This is a genomic window from Mesorhizobium sp. CCNWLY176 (genome assembly GCF_037153935.1).
Classification (GTDB): Bacteria; Pseudomonadota; Alphaproteobacteria; order Rhizobiales; family Rhizobiaceae; genus Mesorhizobium_M; species Mesorhizobium_M zhangyense.
The window spans coordinates 505,370-524,034 of sequence record NZ_JBBBDZ010000001.1 but is presented as its reverse complement, the minus strand read 5'-3'; the positions used below and the strand labels follow the sequence as shown (position 1 = coordinate 524,034).

Genomic DNA, 18,665 nt, shown 5'->3' with positions numbered 1-18,665 from the left:
GCTGAGCGCCCGTTCAAAAGAGATGGCAGGCGACCTTGCGCGTTCCTATCTGCCGCAATTGCGGCACCTCGCTGGCGCAGCGATCGAAGGCGCGCGGACAGCGATCGCGGAAGACGCAGCCGGACGGCGGATTGCGCGGGTCGGGCGCGCCCCGGCCGATCGGCAGCGGATCGTGGCTCTGGTCGGGATGCGGCACCGGCACGGCGGCAACGAGCGCCTTGGCGTAGGGGTGAAGCGGCTCATGCACGATGTCCTCGGTCGGGCCATCTTCCATGATGCGTCCGAGATACATGACGATGGTGCGCTCGCAGACATAGCGGACCAGCGCCAGATCGTGGCTGATATAGATAGCCGTCAGCCCGAGCCGGTCGCGCACGTCGCGGAAGACGTTGAGCACGCCGGCGCGCACCGACACATCGAGCATCGATACCGGTTCGTCGGCCACCACGAAATCCGGCTGGAGGATCAACGCGCGCGCCATGACGACGCGCTGCAACTGTCCGCCCGACAGCTGGTGCGGATAACGGTCGAGGAATTGCGCCGGCTGCGGCAGCCGCACCAGCTCCAGCGCCGCGATGATCCGCGCCTCACGTTCGCCGGCGGGAATGCCGGCATTCTCCAGCGGCTCGGCCAGCGTGGCGCGAATGGTGAAGCGCGGGTTCACCGCATCGAACGGGTTCTGGAAGATGAGCTGGGCCTTGGCCCGGTAGCACTTCAGCGCGGCTCCCCTGAGGCCCGAGATGGGCTCGCCGGCAAAAACGATCTCGCCGCCGGTCGCATCTTCCAGTTTCATCAGCAGCCGCCCTATCGAGCTCTTGCCGCAACCGGACTCGCCGAGCAGCCCGACGCTCTCGCCGCGGTGTATGTCGAAGGAAACGCCATCGACCGCCTTGACCACGGAGGAACGGCCGCGCAATGCCGACAGCGCACCGCCAACACGGTAGTGGAGCTCGGCGCTGCGCAGCGAAACCAGCGGTTCGTTCGAATATGTCACGGCGGACCTCATGCGTGTGCCAGCCATGTTTCGGTCCGGGCAGCGATTTCGCGCAGGACTGGTGCCTCACTGGCGCGATGGCAGGCGACGCGATGGTCCGGCACAATCTCCGCCAATGGCGGCGATTCTGTCGAGCATACCTCGATCGAAAACGGACAACGCGGTGCGAAACGGCAGCCGGGCGGCGGCTCGGCAAGATTTGGCGGCGCGCCGTCGATGGGGGTCAGCGTGCCCGAGGCAGCACCCGCCAGATCGGGGAAGGCGTTGCGCAGGCCCATCGTATAGGGATGGGCGGGCCGTGTGAGCACACCCGCCATCGGGCCGGCCTCGGCGACGCGCCCTGCATACATGACGACGGTGCGGTCGCAGATATAGGCGACGACGGAAATGTCGTGCGTGACCAGGATGACCGAGATGCCGAGCATCGTCTGCAATTCGCGCAGCTGGTCGAGGATCTGCCGCTGCACGATCACGTCGAGTGCTGTGACTGGCTCATCGGCAATCACCAGCTTGGGGTTGAGCGCCAGTGCCAGCGCTATCGCCACGCGCTGACGCATACCGCCGGAAAACTGATGCGGATAATCGCGCAGCCGCCCTTTTTCGATGCCGACCATTTCAAACAAGGACTCGCAGCGCATGCGCGCTTCGCGTGCACTCAGACCGCCGCGGCGGCGGAGCACTTCGTTGAGTTGGTATTCGACGGTGTAGACCGGATCGAGCGAGTTCATCGCACTTTGCGGGATGAAAGCGATATCGCGCCAGCGCAGAGCGTTCATCTGCCGCTCGGGGATGGCAGCGATATCTTTGCCGTCGAAAAGGATCTGGCCGCCGGTGATCCTCGCATTGTCGGCGATCACCCGCGTCAGGGCACGCGCCACGGTGGTCTTGCCGCAGCCGGATTCGCCCACAAGCCCGACGATGGAACCACGCGGAACGTCGAAGCTTGCGCCGTCGACGGCATCGATATGGCCGTTGCCGACCCTGTAGCTGACCTTGAGGTCGCGCACGGAAAGCAGGTTGGCAGTCATCGACCCAACTTCGGAAAAAGGAGGTTTTCATAACCCCGCGTGATGAAGAACCCGGCGGAGACGACGAGGATGATGCAGATGCCCGGCGGCACGAACCAGTAGTAGGCCTGCTTGGCGAGAGCCTGGCTGGCGAAGGCATCCTGCAGCATATAGCCCCAGCTTATCGACTGCGGATCGCCAAAGCCGAGAAAGGAGATCGACGCCTCGGTCAGGATCGCCCAGCCGATCGCGATCGATCCATAGAGGAAAGACAGCGGCAGGATGTTGGGTGCGATATGGCGCAGGATGATCTTGAGATCAGACGATCCGCACACACGCGCCGCATCAACATAGCCGCGCGAGCGCAGTGTCAGCACCTGGCTTCGGATCACGCGTCCCGTGTCGCGCCAGAGCACCAGCGCCATCGCCAGCACCACGTTCCAGATCGAGGGCTCCAGAAACGCCGCCAGCACAATGACGAACGGCAAAAAGGGAATGCCGAAGGCAATATCCGCCAGCCGCATCAGCACCGCATCGACCCAGCCGCCGAAATAACCCGAGACCAGCCCGACGACCGAGCCGATCAAAGCGACCATGAAAGCCGCCGTGATGCCGATGATGAGTGCCGAGCGCGTGCCATAGACGATCTGCGAGAAGATATCGCGGCCGAGGCTCGTCGTGCCGAGAATAAAGCCCTGCTCGCCGGGACGCAGGTCGGAGGCAAGCTCATATTCGGGCGTGTAGAGTATCTCCGTCGGGTCGTATGGTGCGATCGCGTCGGCAAAGATCGCGGTCAGGAGGAAGGTCGCGTAGACGGCCAGACCGAAGACGGCAAAGGGGTCGCTGAGCGGCAGCTTGAGACTGCGAAACATGCGGCCGACGAGGCCGGGTTTCTGAAGTGCGAGATCATGCATGGCTGATCCTCGGGTCAAGCAGGGCGTAAAGCATATCGGCGATGAGGTTCATCAAGATCACGACGACGGCGATCATCAGGAACGCACCCTGGGCGAGCGGGTAGTCTGAAGCCGAGACGGCATTGACCAGTTCACGGCCCAGCCCCGGCCAGGAAAAAATCGACTCTACAACGACATTGCCCTGCAGCTGATAGCCGACCGCAATCGCGAATGAGGTCATGACCGGCAAGAGCGCATTGCGCGCGGCATGGCGCACAACCACGGTCCAGTTGGACAGGCCCTTGATGCGTGCCATGGTGACGAAGTCCTCCTTCATCACATCGAGCATGTTGGAGCGCATCAGCAGCAGCGGAAGGCCCTGGCTGTATATCGCCAGCGTCAGCGCTGGCAGTGCAAGGTAGCTCAGGAAATCGCGCGAGGTGTAAAGCGCCCAGAGGCTGTCATAATCGGCGCCGGCCGGCCGCGTGCCGCCCGCCGGAAACCAACCGAGCCAGAAGGAAAAGACCGCGAGCAACACCATGCCCAGCCAGAATTCAGGCATGGCGCGCGTCATCAACACCAGCGGTATGGCCGCGTTTTCCACCGCGCTTCCGCGCCGCCAAGCAAGATAGGCTCCGGCAAGGATGCCAAACGCATAGGCAACGAAGAGCGACGAGAAAGTGAGAATGAGCGTGTTGGGCAGCAGCGCAAAAATGCGCTCGGCAACCGGCTCGCGGTAGCGAAAACTCTGGCCCAGCTCTCCCTGCAGGAGATTGCCGAGATAGATGAAATACTGTTCCCACAAAGGCTTATCCAGTCCGAACTGGGCCATCAGCGCCTGCTGCTGCTCGACGGTGAAAGTCGGGTCGATATAGGCCGCCATGGGGTTGCCCGGCATCAGGCGGAACATCAGGAAAAGTATCGTGACGACCGCCCACAGCACCAGGGCAAGCTGAAGCGTTCGGCTGGCCACCGCCTTCAGATGGGACATGAATTCATATTCCTTGACCTGACATGAAACGGGATGAACTGCATTCCATGTCAGGTTCTTCAAATGAGTCCGGGAAGGGCGGCGCGGCGCATATCCGGCGCGCCGCTCTGCAACCTATTTCGCCAGCGTTTCCTTGGTGTCGCCGGGATAGTGCAGCTTTCCGCCATCAAGCGTGTAGCCTGCTTCCTCGAGCATCCCGGCTGCAACATCGTGGCCGGTCTTAAGTTCGGCCAATGTCTTGGGATCGTACCAGAATTCGAGCGATGGCGAGATGACCGAGTTTGACGGCACGGCAAAGCCGCGATAGGCGGCATTGACGATCAGCCGGCGATCGACGGCAGCCGACAGGGCACGGCGGAACGCCACATCGTTGAACGGGGGACGGCGTTCGTTGAAGGCGACATAGCGGAAGCCCATCTCGACGGTCGACACGACCTCGAGGTCGCCATCCTGCTTGGCCGCATCAATCAGGACTTTAGGATCACCCGAGAACTCGCCGAGAAAGTTAAGTTCGCCAGAACGCAGCATGCCGAGGGCTGCCTCGACATTCGGCACGATGCGCAGGATCCAACGGTCGGCCTTGGGCGCATTGAAATGCTCCTTGTTGGCGCTGAGCACGATCTCCTCATTGGTCAGCCAACGTTCGAACTTGTACGGGCCGGAACCGATCGGCGTCTTTTCCTGATAGCTTTCGGCGTTCGCCTCCTTGGTCTTCAGGTCCTCGATGATCGGCTCCCAAACATGCTTGGGTATGAGGTTGACCTTGGCAAGGCTGGAGGTGACGAAGGATGCGGCCGGTTTCTTGAGCGTGAAGGTGATGACCTGCCCATCGATCGCGATGCTTTCGATGTTGCTGCCGAACGGCGCATACATCGGCGCCTCACCACTGACGATCGCCTCGAATGAGAATTTCACGTCCTCGGGCGTGACCGGCTTGCCGTCATGCCACTTCATGCCTTCGCGCAGCTTGACCGCGACGGTCTTGTCGCCCTTCCATTCGTAGCTTTCGGCTGCCCATGCCTTCGGCAGGCCATCCGGCCCGACGCGAATGAGCCGGTCATAGACCAGTTCGAACACCCAGCTGTCGACACCGCCGGAGATATAGAGCGGGTTGATGGCCTTAACATTGTCGCTCGAGTTGAGGACGATGTCCTTCTTTTCGCCCAGAGGTTCAAGCGCCATGAAGGTCCAGGTGTTGCGGATGCCGATGCCGCTCTGGTCGACGATGGACTCCGGCTTCCACACGGTCTTGTCGAAGGCAAAGGTCTGCTTGGGGTGGACCAGCATCATGTTGGGCTGGTCGCGGGCAAGCAGTTCCTGCGCCTCGAACACCATCGCCTTGCGCTTTTCCGGATCGATCTCACCGCGCTGCGCCTCGGCCACCGCATCATACTCCGGGTTCTGGTAGCCGATGAAGTTGTAGCCCTTCTCTGCCGTCGAGGAATGGAACAGGTTGTAGATGATCTCATCGGGATCAGAACGCTCCGGACGGCCAACCATCTGCCAGGCGGTCGAGTCCCAGTCCGCGCGCTGGTACCAGACGACATCCGACATCTGCTCCCACGGCATGACCCGGACGTTTACAGTGAGACCAAGCTTGCGCCATTCCTGGGCAATGAGCTGGATTGACTGGAATTCCTGCGGCTGGGATGCCTGCGGACGGCTTAATATTTCAATGGTTCGGATGGGATCACCGGCCATCGCCGGCGAAGCGGCGGCGGCAAGCGCCAGAAACGCAGTCGCCATGACCGCCCTACAGGTGGATTTCATGCTTATTCTCCTCTGGAGTGGTTTCTTGTTTTCTAGTTGGCGCCCGGCTCACGCCACGCGCATTGCCTCGAAAGACTGGCCAGCCAGCATTTTCGCAGGTGTGGGGAAAGCGGTTTTCGAATGGGAAAGCCCCATCGAAACCAGCATCTCAGCTTGTTTGAGCGCGGCCTTGCCGGCATTGACGGCAGGCGCCCCGACGGCTGCCGAAATCTCATCCGCAAGATCGAGAAAGGACATCGTCATGCAGCCGAAAAGAAAAGCGTCCGCGCGGTCCTGCTTCACGCACAGCTCAGCTACCGCGATGAGGCGTGCTTTCGTCTTCTCCGGATCCTTCATCAGCTCCAGCACGGGAATCCCGGTGGCGCGGACGGAGGCTAGCTTGTCACGGACGCCGGCCTTGTAGGCGAGCAGTTCCTGCCCGGCGATCAGACTGTCGAAAACGGTCAGGACGGAGAATTTGTGCCCAAGGCTCGCCGCGAGAAGGAGCGAGCTCTCGCACGGCCCAACGACGGGCATCGTCACGAGTTCGCGCGCCGCCTCAAGGCCCGGATCGCCGAAGCAACCGATGATGGCGGCGTCGAAGCCTTCCCGTTCGCACTTCATGATGAGGTCGATGGTTGCCGGAACGCAGAGCGCTTCCTCGTAGGCCGACTCGATCGATGCAGGTCCGTTTGGCACATCGACGACAGAGACCTCGGTTCCAGTGAAAGCCCAGGAGTTCAGCAGCGCCTCGCGCCTTCGCATCTCCTTGAGGCCCATCGGACCTTTCGACATCGGACCAGGAACCACATAAGCGATGCGCATTGACGACCCCTCATTGTTTTATTAGATGAAACACTGTTTCCGTTTCTAAATTGAGTAAATCACAAATCTGCAATATTGCAACAGCCGAACAGACAACGATAATCAACCAGGAGGATCGCCATCGATGAATGACACCAGTACCAACGACTACAAGATCGCGGCAGTCGACCGGGCGCTGCTCGTTCTGGAAGCGCTGGCCGACAAGCCGGGCCAGGGGGTCACCTCCTTGTCGAAGTCGCTGGGATTGACCAAATCGATCGTTTTTCGCCTCCTGCAGACGCTGGAAGACCGCGGCTTCGTCTTTCGTGACCCCGAACATGCCGTCTATTCTCTCGGCTATCGCATAGGTGTTCTCGGCGAGCGGGTAGGCCGCGATGGCAGCCTGCTCTTTGCCGCACGCCCGGTTATGGACACGCTGCGGGACCGCACATCCGAGAACGTCAACCTGGTCGTGCGCGAGGGGCTGCGCTCGCTTGTCCTGGCCACACGCGCCGGCCATCATTCGATAAGGCTCTTCGCCCAGGCCGGTCGGAACGGGCCTCTGCATGCCGGGGGCGGATCGCTCTGCCTGCTCGCCTATTGTGACGAATCCGTTATCAACGCGGTGCTTGCCAATCCGCTCGAAGCCTTCACACCCTATACGATCACCGACCCCGAAAAACTGCTCCAGACCCTGAACCGCATTCGCGCCAATGGCCACAACATTGCAACGAACGATCTCGACGACGGTGCCTTTTCGGTGGCAGCACCAATCGTCGGCGCGAATGGCGAAGTGATCGCGGCGATCTCAGTGGCCGGCGCGATGGTGCGCTTTGATGAGGAACGACGCGGGACCTATATCCGGGCGGCCATGGATGCAGCCGCTGAAATATCTTCCAAGCTGTCGCTGCATCGCACTGAAACAGCGGCACTGCCCGCCGCTTCCTGAAGGCAGCATCGAAGCTACCCCTCGCCTTCATTTTCGGCTGAAAAATCCGCGCAATCGATGGGTCACGGCTCTGCCGTACCCAGCGGCGTCGCGCACCTGCGAGCACGATCTCTGATCATGCCTCCAGAGCCTTGACGGCTGCCTCTGCTGCTTCGATGCGATGGCGGCTTGCGAGGCGCAATCTCCTCTGTTAGCTTTCAATTTCGTTATGAAACAGTGTTTCATTCAGGAAAACACAATGGGAGCCAGCCGATGAACAAACTCGAAACCGAAATTCTCGCAGCCGTCTCGCTCGACGAGCCCTGGGCTCTCGTCGAAAGCTTCTCGACCTTCAAGCGCGAACACCCGACTGATGTGAACCGCGGCATGGACGAGGTGGTGTCGCGTCTCAGGAAGCACGGCGTCGAAGTTACGGTTCACGAGCCGAGCCTTTATCTCAGCCTGCCCGGACTGGCCCGCGTCGAAGCGGGCGGCAAGACGTTCCGCGCCAAGCCGCCGGCATACAGCCTCGATGCCCGCAACGGCCTAGAGGGCCAGATCGTCTATGTCGGCGCGCGTCACAACGCGATGATCACCGACATGTTCGAGCAGAAGGTGGAGTCGACCCAGGAGCTGGCCGACCTCGTTCGCGGCAAGATCGTGATGTCCGAAGGCTTCGCCAGCCCCGGCCTGATCTCGCAATATGAAGAACTCGGCGCCATCGGCGTCATCGGCATCAATCCCGGCATCGACGTTCACTGGGGCATCTGCACCACGGTCTGGGGCACGCCCGATCTGGACGATCTGCCACGCAAGCCCAATATCCCGGCGGTGGCCGTCAACAAGCCCACAGGCGAAGCGCTGATCGAGATCGCCAATGCCGGCGGCAAGGTCACGATCTTCACCGAGATGGAAGAAGGCTGGTTCACCTCCAAGCTGCCGGAAGTCTTCATCAAGGGCACGGAAGAGCCAGAAAAATACGTCTTCCTGCACGGGCATCTGGACAGCTGGGATGTCGGCGTCGGCGACAACGCGACAGGTGACGCGACGATGCTGGAGATCGCGCGCGTGCTCTGGGAAAACCGCGGCAGCCTGAAGCGCTCCGTGCGCATCTGCTGGTGGCCGGGCCACTCGACGGGCCGCTATGCCGGCTCGACCTGGTTCTCGGACGCCTTTGCGCTCGATCTGGAAGAAAACGCGGTCTCGCAGGTCAATTGCGACAGCCCCGGCTGCCGCTGGGCAAGCGAGTTCATCAATCTGTGCCGGATGAGCGAAACCGAGGATTTCCTCGCCGACGTCATTCAGGAAGTGGCTGGCAAGGTTATCGAAGGCGAACGCCCGCACCGCGCCGGTGACTATTCCTTCAACAACATCGGCATCTCGAGCTACCTGATGCTGTCGTCGACCATGCCGGACGTCCTGCGCGAAGAGAAGGGCTACTACACAGTCGGCGGTTGCGGCGGCAACATCGCCTGGCACACGGAGAACGACATCCTCGAAATCGCCGACAAGGATATTCTTCTGCGCGATATCAAGGTCTATCTTCTGGCCGTGCTGCGCAACGCCAACGCGGAGTATCTGCCCTTCGACTGGCGGGCGACAGCGCGTGAATTCGCAGCCACCGTTGCCGGGTATCAGGCCAAGGCCGGCGACCGGTTCGACCTGTCGGCGTCCCGCAAGGCTGTTGCCGAACTGTCCGAGGCACTCGAAGCCTTCTACGCCCGCGTCGCAGACAAGAGCATCGAACCGAAAGCGGCCAATACCGTCATTCAGGACCTTGCGCGCATCCTCGTGCCGATCAACTTCACGCGTGTAAACCGCTTCCGCCACGACCCGGCACTGACGATCCCGCCGCTGCCTTCCATCGCAGCCGCTGCCGATCTCGACAGCCATGACGAGGTGACGCTCGGCTTCGCCAAGACCCAGCTGGTGCGCGGCCAGAACCGCCTGATATCGGCCTTGCGACAGGCACGCCGCCACATCGAACTCGTGGCAGGTTGATATGCCAGTGGCCCGCCCGAATTGCCGGGCGGGCCACTGATCTCTTCAGAATGATTTCTATCTATCGCCCTTTAAAAACGGGCGACTGCTTAGCCCGAAACGACGAGACGCCTGTTCGATAATCTTCAGTCTGGCCCGCCTCGCCTTGAAGCTGCGCTTCCAGATCGAGCTGCTGGTCAAATGTTTGAACCGCCGACTGCAGGAAGGCCTTCTTCATCAACGCGAAGCTGCGGGTCGGCTGGCTGGCCAGATGCGCGCTGAGTTTTCGTGCTTCCACATGCAGAAGATCGTCATCGACCGCTTTCCAGATCATGCCCCATTCGGCGGCAAGCTCGGCATAGATCGGCTCGGCCAGGAAAGCCAGCGCCCGCGCCCGCGCGTCGCCAATCAGTCGCGGCAAGGTCCAGGTTCCGCCCGAATCGGGAACAAGGCCGATCTTCGAGAACGACTGAATGAAGCGAGCAGACCGCGCAGCGATAACGATATCGCAGGCAAGCGCGATGTTCGCTCCAGCTCCGGCGGCCACGCCGTTAACTGCCGCCAGCACCGGCTTTTCAAGCTCCCGGATTATCCGCACCAGCGGATTGTAGTTTTTCTTGAGACTTTCGGAGAGATCGGGCGCGACGCCTTCCTCGAAGACACGCTCGGAAAGATCCTGCCCTGCCGAGAAGGCGCGCCCTGCCCCGGTCAGCATGACCGCGCGGCATTCCGGATCCTCGCCTGCCTTCGTCAGTGCAGCAAGCAGTCGCCGATGCATCTCGCCATTGAACGAATTGAGCTTGTCTGGCCGATTGAGCGTAATGACGACAACGCCCGCGTCCTGCTCAACCAGAATCGGATCCCGTTCTGTCGTTGCCATCACCGCTCCTCATTTCCGGCGAACGCCAAGATGACAATCAGTCCTGCCGCTCGACATGGGCGCGTATGGCGTTGCTGTCCGCGTCGAGCCAGCCGTGTTTTGCGGCGGCGGCCACCATCTCGTCAAATCGGGTACGCCATTGCTCATTCGCCATGGTGCCGGCCAGCGCCGGAACCATGCCCATCCCAACCAAGGCATTGTCGTCATCGACAAAGGTCAAGCCGTCGATGTAGGGCCGCGTTGTGCCGAAAGCGCCTTTCAGCAGAACCTTGAACTTGCGGAAATCTTCCGCTTCCGTCAGGCGCAATCCGCCCCCACTGGAATATTCGACGATCATTCAGCTGCCCCCTGAAGTTCCTCTTCCGCGATTTCGCTAGCGTCTCCGGCATTGCCGAAAGACGTCCAGCCACCGTCGACATAGAGGATCGAGCCATTGATGTAGGACGCTTCGTCCGAGGCCAGGAAATAGGCGGCCTCGGCGATATCTTCCGGCCGGCCCATATCGCCGAGAGGAATGCGCCGGCGGATTGCTTTCGTGTCGATCTTGCCGGCGGCTTCGAGTGCCGCAACCCCGGGCGTGCGAATATAGCCCGGCGCGATCGTCGCGGTGCGAATGCCGGCAGGGCCAAGCTCGGCTGCCATGCACCGTGTCAGTATGTCGATTGCCGCCTTCGACGCGCCATAGGCGTGGCGTGGCGCAAAGGGCAGGAAGGTGTTGATCGAACCGAGATTGAGGATGACGCCGCCGGCATCTCCCATCAGCCGCACCGCCTCGCGCGCGCACAAAAAGGCGCCCGTGACGTTCACATCCAGCACCTTTTCGAGATCAGCCGACATCTGGTCGAGGGCAGGCAGAAAGCCATCGGCAATTGCGGCATTGTTGACCAGTATGTCGAGCCTGCCGAACCGCTGCTTTATTGTAGCGAACAGGTCCAGAACCGCCTCTTCGGAGGCGATGTCGAGAGCATGGGAAAGATGCTTCGGCCCAAGAGAACGAGCAACACGTGCTGCACCTTCGGCATCCTTGTCGGCAATGACAATGGTGTCGCCCGAGACCGCGAACCTTCGCGCCAATGCCTCGCCTATGCCCTTGGCACCGCCCGTCACCAGCACGACGCGCTCACGCCGTTCAACCGCGGGCTTCGCAAGTTCGGTCTCGGGCGTGCCGCTGACGGGAGGATGCGCGTCGCCAGGCTGATTGAAGGATAGCCAGCCGCCGTCGACCGACAGGATCGAGCCGGTCACATAGCGCGCAGCCGGTGATGCAAGAAAACGAGCGGCGGAAGCAATCTCGTCCGGGCGCGCCATGCGCCCCATCGGCACGCGGCGACGAACGAGATCCAGGTTGGTCTTGCCGGTTCGCTCCAGTTCAGCAACCATCGGCGTGCGCACATAGCCCGGCGCCACCGCTGAGACCCGGATGCCGCGCCCGGCCCATTCGCAGGCCAGCGACCGTGTCACCGAAATCAGGCCCGCCTTGGAGGCTGCATAGGCGTTGCGCTTGGGATTGCCGAGCACGCCGGCAAGCGAAGCTATGTTGACGATAACCCCACCGCCGGTCATACGCCTTGCGGCCTCTCGCGCCAGCACGAAGGGTCCGAGAAGATTGATGCGCAGCGCCTTGCGGAATGATGTCACATCGGTGTCCACAGTCGCGGCCATGGTCGGCCCGAGTGCTGCATTGTTGACCAATGCGTCTATTCTGCCGAAGCGGGCTTCGATCTCCGCGAAAAGCGCGATGATCTCCGCTTCCGACGAGACGTCGCAGTGAAAGCCGGCATGCCTTGCATCAAGCGCGTTTGCGAGATCGGCTACATTCGTTCCAGCAAGATCGACCGCCGCGATCGTGTCGCCGTCACGGTGAAATGCGTCGAGCAGCGCCTTGCCGATACCGCCGGCAGCACCTGTGATGACTACGACGCGCCCTGAATTCTCCATCGATTTACTCCTTCCGGAAATCTGCTTGGCCTTGGCTTCAGGACGTCAAGTGAGCCGGCTCAACCAACTGTTGCGAGGCGGCGGAACGAACCGTCACGGTAGAGAAGTGCATCCTGGTCCAACGACGTTACCGCCAGCACGCGGCCGATATAAATATGGTGCGTACCGGACAGGATACGGTCCTCCACGCGGCAATCGAAGCTCGCAACGGCACCGTCGAGTACCGGCGCGCCGGTAATCATGCTCAACCATTTTCCCTCGCGAAAGCGCTCTTCCGAGCCCAGCTTTGAAGTCGAGAACAGCCGGGCAATGCCATGCTGCTCCTCGGTAAGGAAATTGATGGCAAAGCTGCCGCTGTCGGCAATGATCTTTTCAGCTGTGGCGCTGCGGTTGACACAAACCAACATCGTCGGCGGCTCGGCCGACACAGAACAGACGGCGGTCGCCGTCAGGCCGTTGCGCAGCTTGCCCGAACGCGCCGTGATAACCGCAACAGACGAGACGACCTGCCGCATGACGGTCTTGAATTCCGCATCGCTGACAATCCCGTTCTCTCTCATGTCGGCCACCTCCGCGGATGCCTCAATCGTGTGGGGCATGGCGCTGGACATCCGTGACTGCGAAAGTTCCGGCGCGTGAGCGTTGTGAGCGGCCATGATTTTCGGTCTCCATATCGGCGCTGTCGTTTTGTGCACCGGTTGTGGAGATCATTGTGATGCAACGCTTTCCTCGTTCAACCCCTTCACTTGTGTGAAGGAGAGTTTCACATTCATGAAGCATTGGAACGACCGAGAAGCTCGTAGATCGGGTCGGCGGGGAACTTCGCACCGACAGGCTGCCGGACTCCGAAACGGGCCTCCTCGGAGCCTTCCGGCACCGGCTGCTCTTCGACCCAATCATAGGCGACGACACGTTGCTTGACGCGCCACTCCCCATCACGCTTCTCGAACAGATCGGCGTAACGGCCAGCAAGCAGGAACTGGCGTGTGACGCCATCTCGCCCCGCACCACGCTGAAGTGCATTGAAGTAAGTCTCCACCACGGCGGATGCTTCGTCCTTGAACTCGATCAGGATGTTACTGACCTGATGGATGTTGCGCGGATTGGTCTTGAAGGCTTCCAGCACCCATTGGAAGAAGCCCTCCACAGGCCCCGAATAGGCGCCGTGCCGATCGGTCGCATCCGGCCAGTAGGAACTGCGCAGCGACGCCTCGTCGGCACGATCGATGCCGCGGCAATAGCGATAGATACAGTCGCGGATGGCCTCGCGGTCGAGGAGTTCGGTCAGCCTTTTGTCTTCGTTCGCCATCGTCTTTCCCTAATCTTTCCGCAACACCAGAAGCGCATCGAGCAGCGCCACGCCCTTGCCTTCCGGCAGCACCAGTACCGGATTGAGATCGATGCTTTCAATCATGTCGGCATTCGCCGCTGCGAAACGCGACAGCGTGGAAAGCATCTCGGCCAGCGCATCAATATCGGCGGGCGGCGCACCGCGCACGCCTTCCAGCATGGCAAAACCGCGGATCTCTCGGATCATGCGGTGTGCCTCGGTCCTGTCGAACGGCGCGACGCGGAAGGTAACGTCCTTCAGCACTTCGACGAAGACACCGCCGAGCCCGAACATCACCATAGGGCCGAAGACGGGATCGCGGACAACGCCGGCAATGGTCTCGACGCCGCCGGTGATCATCGGTGACACGATCAATCCTTCGATCAATGCGTCCGGGCGTTTTTCACGAACCCGGTCGAGAATCGTCCGGGCCGCGTGCCGTGCCTCGTCCTCATCCTTCACGCCGACGATGACGCCGCCAATCTCTGTCTTGTGGGCGATGTCGGGCGAGGAAATTTTCAGCACAACCGGAAAACCGATCGTAGCGGCGGCGGCACCGGCATCCTCATCCGGCCGTACCAGCGCCTCCCTGGGAAAGGCGATGCCCGCCTTCGCCAACACCGACTTTGCGCCATATTCGCTAAAGGTATCACCATCCAGCGAAAGGCGCGGTGCCTCTTCAAGGGTTTCGGTTGCACGCTTCACCGCATCGAAGCTTTTGCGGAAATGGGCCAGCGCACCGAGCGCGTTGACCAGCGCGGAACCATCCTCGAAGACCAGAAACCCTTTTTCCTCGTAGGAGCGGACGATCTCGGACGACGCCGACATGGTGAGCGAGAGGATGCGGCCTCCCTGCCCGGCCGTTGCGCCCTCCAGGGCCTGGCGCAGGGAAACGGCGAAGGTCGGGCTAGCCGGTCCGCTGCCGAAAATACCGGCGAACATGTCGTAGCCGCCCTTTTCCAGCATGGCGCGGATATAGCTCGTCATCAGCGGCAGGTCGGTCAGCGCCTGCGCGGTCGCATCGACCGGATTGCGCGGCGAGGCATAAGGCAGCATCGCCTTCAGCTCTTCCTGCGCCGCATCGGGCATGGGCGAGACGTCAAGCCCTGCAAGTGCGGCATCGTCCGCCATCTGGATGCCGAAGCCGCCGGAAAGCGTGAAGATGCCGAGCCTGTCTCCAGCCGGATAGATGCCGCGCGAACAGGCGTAAGCCACGTCAAGCTGCTCGGCCGTCGTGCGCGCACGATAGACGCCATATTGGCGGAAGACGGCATCGAAGACGGCATCGGAGCCGGCAAGGGCAGCCGTATGCGAACTCACCGCATGCGCGCCGACCTCAGAGCGACCGACCTTCATGAAGACGATCGCCTTTTCCTTCGCCCGCGCGGTGTCCAGCGCTTCGAGGAAGACGTCGCGGTTGCGAATGCCCTCGGCATAGGCGATCACGACATTGGTATCGGGTTGGCCGACCACCCATTGCAGCGCTTCGGCAACGTCGATGTCGCACTCATTGCCGGTGGTGATCCAGTGGCTAATGCCAAGACCGCGCTGGCGCGCAAGATGAGCGATGTGGGAGCCATAGGCGCCGCTCTGCGAGATGATGGCAACCGGGCCCGGCTTGACGAATTCGGTGTCGAGGATCGCAGAGAACGTACCGTAATAGCCGGTAGCCGCATTGAACACGCCAAGACAATTTGGACCGAGCACGCGCATGCCGCTTTCGCGCGCGATGCCGGCAATCTCGTCCTGCATGGCGCGGCCTTCATCGCCGGTTTCGGCAAAGCCCGCCGAAAAGATGATTGCCGCCTTCACGTGACGCTCGGCGCATTCTCTGAGCGCCTGGATTGTGCCACTGGACGGAACGGCAAGGATCGCCACATCCGGCGTTTCCGGCAGAACTCCGACGGAGGCGTAGGACTTGAAACCCTGCACCGTCTCACGGTTGGGGTTGACCGGATAGACCGCGCCCTTGAACCCTGCTTCGCGCAGATAGCGCAACGGTCGCCCGCCGATGCGCGCGACGTTTTCGGAGGCGCCGATGAGCGCGATGGAGCGCGGCGCAAGAAGCGGGGAAAGAGAGCTGTTACGATGAAGCATCATTGTACTTTCGTGTCCGGTCGAGCAGCGGCTTCGCCGAAGCGCGCTTCGGGAAGACCCGAAACGCCAAGGCCTTCGATGGCGAAAAGATATCCCCCGTCCGGATGGCGCGAGATGGCACGGCCGGAACCGGAATCCTTGATCGATGTCACATAGAGCGTCGACATGTCGGCACCTCCGAACGCCACGGATGAAGGCATGTCGGTCGGCGCATCGATCAAGCGGTCAAGCTCGCCTTGCGGCGTGAAACGGGCGATCTTGCCGACCTGTACGAGCGCCACCCACAGGCAGCCGTCGGCATCGACTGTGGCGCCGTCCGGGCCGGAATTGTAGGGTTCGGTATCAACGAGGATACGCGCCTCGCTGACGGCGTCATCGCCGGCGTCGTAGCGATAGGCGCGGATGGCGCGATCCAGGCTGTCGGCGAAATACATCGTTTCGCCGTCTGGGCTAAAGCAGAGCGTGTTTGAAATGCGGATGCCATTGGCAAGAATGGCATTGGAGCCATCGGCCCCGACACGGAAAAGCTGCCCCAGCGGGTCGGCATGAACGCCCATGCTGCCGCATAGAAATCGGCCTTGACGATCTGTCTTGCCGTCATTGAAGCGGATACGCGGATCGGCCGGTTCCGGCTTGAATACCGGCACCACTTCACCGGTGGTCAGGTCGAGCAAATAGATGCCGTCAGTGAGCCCCGCGACCAATGTGTCCCCTTTGCCCAACGCAATGGAGCCCACCATGGATGGGAGGGTCCATTCGTCAAAGGCGCCTGTCGACGGATCGTAGCTGCGGACAAGCCGCGAAACACCGTCCACCCAATAGAGGCGCTGGCGCTGCCAATCCCAGACCGGGCTTTCGCCAAGCTGATCGGGCCTTGTCGATATTCGGCTCACACGCAGCGACATCGATTGTCCTTGAGGGCGGCTTTAGGTTGGCGTGACGCCAAGTGGTGCGGCGGAATGGATATCTCCGCCGCATCCTTGGGATGGGTTACTGCGACTTCAGGAGATCACAGGAGCTTTCCGAAACCGGCCGCCACGCATCTTCGGCGGCAACGGTCTCGGTGATCTCATAGTAGTCATAAGGATATTTCGACTCGTCCGGCGACTTGATGCGGACGGCATAGAGCGGCCGCATTACCTGCCCGTCGGCCCGGATCTTCACATCCTTCATCTCGAAATCATTGACCGGGATTTCCTTCATCTTGGCCATCACGGCGACGCCCTCGTCGGTGCCTGCCGCTGCAATCGCCTTGAGGTAGTGGTTGACCGCACTGTAGGTTGCAGCCTGCGCCTCATTGGGGATGCGGTCGTTGTAGACTGCCTGAAAACGCTTGGCGAAACCGCGGGTCTCGTCAGTACGATCCCAGTAGAATGGTGTCGTCAGCCGCACGTTCTGCAGGATCTGCAATCCGATGCCGTGGGTCTGGTTGATGAACAGGCCGAGCGGCGCAAGCTTCTGGCCGCCTTCCGACAGGCCGAACTCCTGCGCCTGCTTCATGGCATTGGCAAAGTCGGCACCCGAGTTGGCGAAAGCGACGACCTTCGCGCCGCTCGCCTGCGCCTGCAACAGATAGGACGAGAAGTCGGTCGAGTTCAGCGGATGCAGGACAGAGCCGAGAACCTTGCCGCCGCCCTGCTCGATGAACTTCGTCGTATCAGCCTGCCAGGCTTTGCCGAAGGTGTAATCGACGGTCAGGAAATACCAGGTGTCGAGGCCTTGCCCGAGAAGCGACTTCACAGTCGCCTTGGGAAGCGCATAAGTATCCTGGACCCATTGCGTTGCCATTGGTGAGCAGGCGCTGTCGGTCAAAGCCGATGCGGCGGTAGCGACGAGCATATAGGGTTTCTTGCGTTCCTTCATGATGTCCTGGATGGCGAGCGCGATGGACGAGGCAGAGCCGCCAAAGATGGCGTCGACACCCTCTTCATCGACCCATTTAAGTGCCGCAGCGACACCGACATCGGGCTTGTTCTGGTCGTCGGCAACGACGATCTCGATCTTCTTGCCGTTGACCGTACCGCCGGCATCCTCGATCGCCAGGCGCGCGGCAGCCACGGCACCCGGACCGGCATTGTCGGCATACGGCCCCGACTGGTCGTTCATGATGCCGATTTTGATGACGTCGCCGGAAATGCCGTCCGCATGCGCTGTCACTGCGGCGAACATCGTCGTTGCCGCAAGAAACGCTGCATAGGCTGTACGCTTTGTCGATATGACCATGTCTATTCTCCTCCCATTTTTAGCTCCGATGATCCTCCGCGGACCCTCTTCACGGAGCCATTCCTCCCGAATGGCATTCGCGCCGGCTGCAGTTACGAAAATGCGTAGGTGATGCCTCCATCGACGAAGAGCATGTCGCCGGTGACGAAGCTGGACTCCTCGCTGGCGAGGAACACGGCGGCGTTGGCTATGTCCTTGGGCTGGCCGAGCCGGCCGATCGGGACGCGGGCACGCCGACGCTCCCAGGCTTCTTCGCTAACGACCAAATTAGCGCCATCCGTTGGCGTCGGGCCAGGCGCGATGGCGTTGACGCGAATGTTGCGCGGCCCGAATTCCGCAGCCCCCGACCGGGTGACGCCGAGCACGCCGGCCTTGACGCCGCTGTACATGATGCCGTGGTTCATCGCGAGGACCGCGGAGGGCGAAGCAATGTTGACGATCGCACCACCCCCGGCCTCGGTCATGCCGTCTAGCACGGCCTGATAACCCCAGATCACGCCCTTGAAACCGACGTCAATCATGCGGCCGATCATCTCTTCCGTCTGATCTTGAAGAGGGCCGTAGCGATTCCACATCGCATTGTTAACAAGGATCGTCACCGGGCCGAAATGATCCCGCAGTTTGGCGACTGCATCGAAAACCTCGGCGCGCTTGGCGGCATTGCCGACGAGGCCGACGGCTCGTCCGCCGGTCTCGTTGATGGCATTTGCGGCCTCTTCGGCGATTTCCGCCTTCAGGTCGAATATGCCGACAGATGCGCCCTCCCGGGCAAAAGCCTCGGAGATGGCGCGGCCAATGCCGCGCCCTCCACCGGTCACGAGCGCGACGCGCCCTTCAAGTCTTCGCATTGT

General features: G+C 61.5%; 17 protein-coding genes. 2 read left to right on the top strand and 15 right to left on the bottom strand.

Annotation, left to right across the window (positions count from 1 at the left end; all coding sequences use genetic code 11):
- Positions 1 to 13: 13 nt before the first annotated feature.
- The 6 genes from WBQ96_RS02320 to WBQ96_RS02295 form a co-directional block, all read right to left on the bottom strand.
- Complete coding sequence (locus WBQ96_RS02320; RefSeq protein WP_165117814.1) at positions 14 to 1,006, bottom strand: ABC transporter ATP-binding protein; 993 nt, start codon at positions 1,004 to 1,006, stop codon at positions 14 to 16.
- Complete coding sequence (locus WBQ96_RS02315) at positions 1,003 to 2,022, bottom strand: ABC transporter ATP-binding protein (protein ID WP_165117024.1); 1,020 nt, start codon at positions 2,020 to 2,022, stop codon at positions 1,003 to 1,005. The genes WBQ96_RS02320 and WBQ96_RS02315 overlap by 4 nt, the downstream gene beginning before the upstream one ends.
- Positions 2,019 to 2,915 (bottom strand): ABC transporter permease, encoded by an 897-nt coding sequence (locus WBQ96_RS02310; protein ID WP_119921206.1) that lies wholly within the window; start codon positions 2,913 to 2,915, stop codon positions 2,019 to 2,021. Before WBQ96_RS02310 ends, WBQ96_RS02315 begins: the two co-directional genes overlap by 4 nt.
- Positions 2,908 to 3,885, bottom strand: a complete 978-nt coding sequence (locus WBQ96_RS02305; protein ID WP_091910599.1) for an ABC transporter permease — start codon at positions 3,883 to 3,885, stop codon at positions 2,908 to 2,910. Before WBQ96_RS02305 ends, WBQ96_RS02310 begins: the two co-directional genes overlap by 8 nt.
- A gap of 114 nt (positions 3,886 to 3,999) precedes the next feature.
- Entirely contained in the window at positions 4,000 to 5,655 is a 1,656-nt protein-coding gene (locus tag WBQ96_RS02300; protein ID WP_119921205.1) for an ABC transporter substrate-binding protein, read from the bottom strand.
- A gap of 48 nt (positions 5,656 to 5,703) precedes the next feature.
- Positions 5,704 to 6,459: an aspartate/glutamate racemase family protein gene (locus WBQ96_RS02295; protein WP_165117026.1), complete on the bottom strand. Its 756-nt coding sequence runs from the start codon at positions 6,457 to 6,459 to the stop codon at positions 5,704 to 5,706.
- A 124-nt stretch (positions 6,460 to 6,583) separates the two neighbouring features.
- On the opposite strand from WBQ96_RS02295, the gene WBQ96_RS02290 reads away from it, so the two are divergent.
- Positions 6,584 to 7,387, top strand: coding sequence for an IclR family transcriptional regulator (locus tag WBQ96_RS02290; protein WP_165117028.1), 804 nt, complete (start codon positions 6,584 to 6,586; stop codon positions 7,385 to 7,387).
- A 252-nt stretch (positions 7,388 to 7,639) separates the two neighbouring features.
- Positions 7,640 to 9,367: a M28 family peptidase gene (locus tag WBQ96_RS02285; protein ID WP_165117030.1), complete on the top strand. Its 1,728-nt coding sequence runs from the start codon at positions 7,640 to 7,642 to the stop codon at positions 9,365 to 9,367.
- A 61-nt stretch (positions 9,368 to 9,428) separates the two neighbouring features.
- Here WBQ96_RS02285 and paaG read toward each other — a convergent pair whose 3' ends face one another.
- The 9 genes from paaG to WBQ96_RS02240 form a co-directional block, all read right to left on the bottom strand.
- A complete protein-coding gene (paaG, locus tag WBQ96_RS02280) occupies positions 9,429 to 10,226 on the bottom strand; it encodes a 2-(1,2-epoxy-1,2-dihydrophenyl)acetyl-CoA isomerase PaaG (RefSeq protein WP_165117032.1) in 798 nt (265 codons plus the stop codon).
- 37 nt (positions 10,227 to 10,263) lie between these two features.
- Complete coding sequence (locus WBQ96_RS02275) at positions 10,264 to 10,563, bottom strand: hypothetical protein (protein WP_336546659.1); 300 nt, start codon at positions 10,561 to 10,563, stop codon at positions 10,264 to 10,266.
- Complete coding sequence (locus WBQ96_RS02270; RefSeq protein WP_336546661.1) at positions 10,560 to 12,164, bottom strand: SDR family oxidoreductase; 1,605 nt, start codon at positions 12,162 to 12,164, stop codon at positions 10,560 to 10,562. Before WBQ96_RS02270 ends, WBQ96_RS02275 begins: the two co-directional genes overlap by 4 nt.
- A gap of 59 nt (positions 12,165 to 12,223) precedes the next feature.
- Positions 12,224 to 12,820, bottom strand: coding sequence for a flavin reductase family protein (locus tag WBQ96_RS02265; RefSeq protein ID WP_205826625.1), 597 nt, complete (start codon positions 12,818 to 12,820; stop codon positions 12,224 to 12,226).
- 113 nt (positions 12,821 to 12,933) lie between these two features.
- Positions 12,934 to 13,473, bottom strand: coding sequence for a nuclear transport factor 2 family protein (locus tag WBQ96_RS02260; protein ID WP_165117038.1), 540 nt, complete (start codon positions 13,471 to 13,473; stop codon positions 12,934 to 12,936).
- A 9-nt stretch (positions 13,474 to 13,482) separates the two neighbouring features.
- Positions 13,483 to 15,594, bottom strand: a complete 2,112-nt coding sequence (locus tag WBQ96_RS02255; RefSeq protein WP_205826626.1) for an acetate--CoA ligase family protein — start codon at positions 15,592 to 15,594, stop codon at positions 13,483 to 13,485.
- On the bottom strand, positions 15,591 to 16,496 hold the full coding sequence (locus WBQ96_RS02250; protein WP_165117040.1) for an SMP-30/gluconolactonase/LRE family protein: 906 nt from the start codon (positions 16,494 to 16,496) through the stop codon (positions 15,591 to 15,593). Before WBQ96_RS02250 ends, WBQ96_RS02255 begins: the two co-directional genes overlap by 4 nt.
- Before the next feature lie 85 nt (positions 16,497 to 16,581).
- Positions 16,582 to 17,814, bottom strand: coding sequence for an ABC transporter substrate-binding protein (locus WBQ96_RS02245; RefSeq protein WP_246245712.1), 1,233 nt, complete (start codon positions 17,812 to 17,814; stop codon positions 16,582 to 16,584).
- 92 nt (positions 17,815 to 17,906) lie between these two features.
- The gene (locus tag WBQ96_RS02240; protein ID WP_165117042.1) at positions 17,907 to 18,662 is read right to left on the bottom strand and encodes an SDR family NAD(P)-dependent oxidoreductase; all 756 of its coding nucleotides are present in this window, start codon (positions 18,660 to 18,662) and stop codon (positions 17,907 to 17,909) included.
- Between the last annotated feature and the right edge of the window lie 3 nt (positions 18,663 to 18,665).

What these genes read in the sequence shown, in the direction of transcription:
- WBQ96_RS02285 (WP_165117030.1), top strand. Translation starts at nt 7,640, where the DNA reads ATGAACAAACTCGAAACCGAAATTCTCGCAGCCGTCTCGCTCGACGAG.
- WBQ96_RS02295 (WP_165117026.1), bottom strand. Translation starts at nt 6,459, where the DNA reads ATGCGCATCGCTTATGTGGTTCCTGGTCCGATGTCGAAAGGTCCGATG.
- WBQ96_RS02305 (WP_091910599.1), bottom strand. Translation starts at nt 3,885, where the DNA reads ATGTCCCATCTGAAGGCGGTGGCCAGCCGAACGCTTCAGCTTGCCCTG.
- WBQ96_RS02275 (WP_336546659.1), bottom strand. Translation starts at nt 10,563, where the DNA reads ATGATCGTCGAATATTCCAGTGGGGGCGGATTGCGCCTGACGGAAGCG.
- paaG (WP_165117032.1), bottom strand. Translation starts at nt 10,226, where the DNA reads ATGGCAACGACAGAACGGGATCCGATTCTGGTTGAGCAGGACGCGGGC.
- WBQ96_RS02320 (WP_165117814.1), bottom strand. Translation starts at nt 1,006, where the DNA reads ATGAGGTCCGCCGTGACATATTCGAACGAACCGCTGGTTTCGCTGCGC.
- WBQ96_RS02300 (WP_119921205.1), bottom strand. Translation starts at nt 5,655, where the DNA reads ATGAAATCCACCTGTAGGGCGGTCATGGCGACTGCGTTTCTGGCGCTT.
- WBQ96_RS02315 (WP_165117024.1), bottom strand. Translation starts at nt 2,022, where the DNA reads ATGACTGCCAACCTGCTTTCCGTGCGCGACCTCAAGGTCAGCTACAGG.
- WBQ96_RS02290 (WP_165117028.1), top strand. Translation starts at nt 6,584, where the DNA reads ATGAATGACACCAGTACCAACGACTACAAGATCGCGGCAGTCGACCGG.
- WBQ96_RS02310 (WP_119921206.1), bottom strand. Translation starts at nt 2,915, where the DNA reads ATGCATGATCTCGCACTTCAGAAACCCGGCCTCGTCGGCCGCATGTTT.
- WBQ96_RS02250 (WP_165117040.1), bottom strand. Translation starts at nt 16,496, where the DNA reads ATGTCGCTGCGTGTGAGCCGAATATCGACAAGGCCCGATCAGCTTGGC.
- WBQ96_RS02255 (WP_205826626.1), bottom strand. Translation starts at nt 15,594, where the DNA reads ATGATGCTTCATCGTAACAGCTCTCTTTCCCCGCTTCTTGCGCCGCGC.
- WBQ96_RS02245 (WP_246245712.1), bottom strand. Translation starts at nt 17,814, where the DNA reads ATGGTCATATCGACAAAGCGTACAGCCTATGCAGCGTTTCTTGCGGCA.
- WBQ96_RS02240 (WP_165117042.1), bottom strand. Translation starts at nt 18,662, where the DNA reads ATGCGAAGACTTGAAGGGCGCGTCGCGCTCGTGACCGGTGGAGGGCGC.
- WBQ96_RS02260 (WP_165117038.1), bottom strand. Translation starts at nt 13,473, where the DNA reads ATGGCGAACGAAGACAAAAGGCTGACCGAACTCCTCGACCGCGAGGCC.
- WBQ96_RS02265 (WP_205826625.1), bottom strand. Translation starts at nt 12,820, where the DNA reads ATGGCCGCTCACAACGCTCACGCGCCGGAACTTTCGCAGTCACGGATG.
- WBQ96_RS02270 (WP_336546661.1), bottom strand. Translation starts at nt 12,164, where the DNA reads ATGGAGAATTCAGGGCGCGTCGTAGTCATCACAGGTGCTGCCGGCGGT.